This window comes from Nostoc sp. UCD121, from assembly GCF_014222285.1.
Classification (GTDB): Bacteria; Cyanobacteriota; Cyanobacteriia; order Cyanobacteriales; family Nostocaceae; genus Nostoc.
Genome location: NZ_JACKZS010000441.1, coordinates 1 through 1,769 on the forward strand (window position 1 = coordinate 1; position 1,769 = coordinate 1,769).

Consider the following 1,769-nt stretch of genomic DNA (forward strand, 5'->3'; position numbering starts at 1 on the left):
AAGTAAAACAAGAATACGTTGCTGTAAGGGTGAAAGGGCAGTCAAATGAGCATAAACTTCGTTTTTAACCTCAATTAAGAACAGGGTAATCTCCTTAAATGCAGCAAGAAGTATCTCAGCAGTAGGACGTGCAGTTTCTCGTTTAGGATTACCAATATAAAGTCCAGTTAGCTTTTCCTTATTTTGCTCCAGATTGCGACGAACCTGAAACTCTAAAAGGGTCAAAACACGCAACCCAATTGAAAGTAGGCGAATTAATCCTGTAATATGATCTTCACGCTGCAAATAAATTGGAGTTAAAGATAAAGGAAAGCCTTTAAGTCGAGCAAATCCTCGTTCAGTTAAATACTCATCTCTATAGGCACGAACAGCTTGTTTCAAAGACAACAGAGATTTTGTTTGATTTGTAACGTAGACTCGCCAGCCTAACAACTTAATTTGTCTTAAAACTGCATCTTCATCAATTTCAAAATCCAGATTTATCGAAGTTTCTTCTACTATTTGAGAAGGTGTATCAAGATATCGCCTCTTAATTTTTCGAGAAATACTAAGTTGAATGTCAAGTTTAAAAAGTCCACTGGTACGATAACGTTTGAGAATAGCATTAGCAGCAGACTGGCATGAGTCAATCGTGGTTAACTTTTTCTTGCCACGACAAGGTATTTTAAGCTGTTCCAGAGCATTATTCGTTTTTTGTAAGCGGTCGCGTAAAGATTTTTCTTCTGTTTCTGCGATTGCGAAAGAACGTACAACTATTTGTCGCTCATTCCAAGTCAATTCATTACCATGAATCTTTGTTGTTTGAGAAATATCTATTTCAAACCCTTTAGCAATTTCTTTATTTTTCCCATCAGCATAATCATAATCAATAGTTGTTAATTCTTGTTTACCATCCCAAACTGGTTGAAGATATTCAATTAATTGTTTAGATGGGACTTGTTTTGCATTGAGAGGACAAAGATAGAAATCCCCACCAGATACAATATGAGTCCTCGTCGCAATTGAACCCATTTTACAGTCGCCAATATATAGTAACCCTGACTGTTTTAGCGTTGAACGTACTCTTTCAATTGCCGGGATGTATAACGGATCGTCGGCTTTTTCCCCTGATAGTATTTCAGCTGCAATTGGCATTCCTAAAGGGTCTAATGTCGATAACATTATTTTCACTTGTGCCAAGTCTGGACGATGATCTTTGCTATGGCCCCATTGGAATAACCCTTCAGAATTAATCCCACAGTGACTTGAAGCTGTTGTACTATCCATACGAACTCGTTCTGGTTTGATATCGTAAACTTGTAGCAAGTTACCTCCAAGTTCTGACTCAAATGAGTACCAGTCGCTATCCCTGTCAAGATAACGTAATAGGGCTTCTAGACGATCATCCGTCAAGTCAAGTTCACCTAACTCTTCTCCAAAAAATGTTTTCAATGTTTCTAACCGCTTAGAAGCCCAGGCTTGGACGTGATTTAAACGGTGATCTGCTTGCGATAATATGTGTGCTAACCAAATTACTGCTACACTTCCCAGACTTAGACCTTGCCAATTTCCGTGTCTGGGAAAATGTTTATCGATTAGCGATTGTACGCCCATACGCTCTATTTGAGTTAGAAGTATAGGTATATCATCAACTCGTTCGTTTGTGATTATGGGTTCATTAGCCATAAGTGCGAACATATACCTAATCTAGTCTTTTTGGGAATATGTCCTTCGGTATACTTTTGACTATCTACTTTTCCTAACTCATTAAAAAATGGGCGAACCGGGAG

General features: G+C 38.2%; 1 protein-coding gene. It reads right to left on the minus strand.

Annotated elements, in window-relative coordinates:
- Positions 1-1,665 (minus strand): IS1634 family transposase (locus GNF10_RS36700; RefSeq protein ID WP_185607479.1); only part of this gene is annotated, 1,665 nt, incomplete at its 3' end.
- Positions 1,666-1,769: the final 104 nt, after the last annotated feature.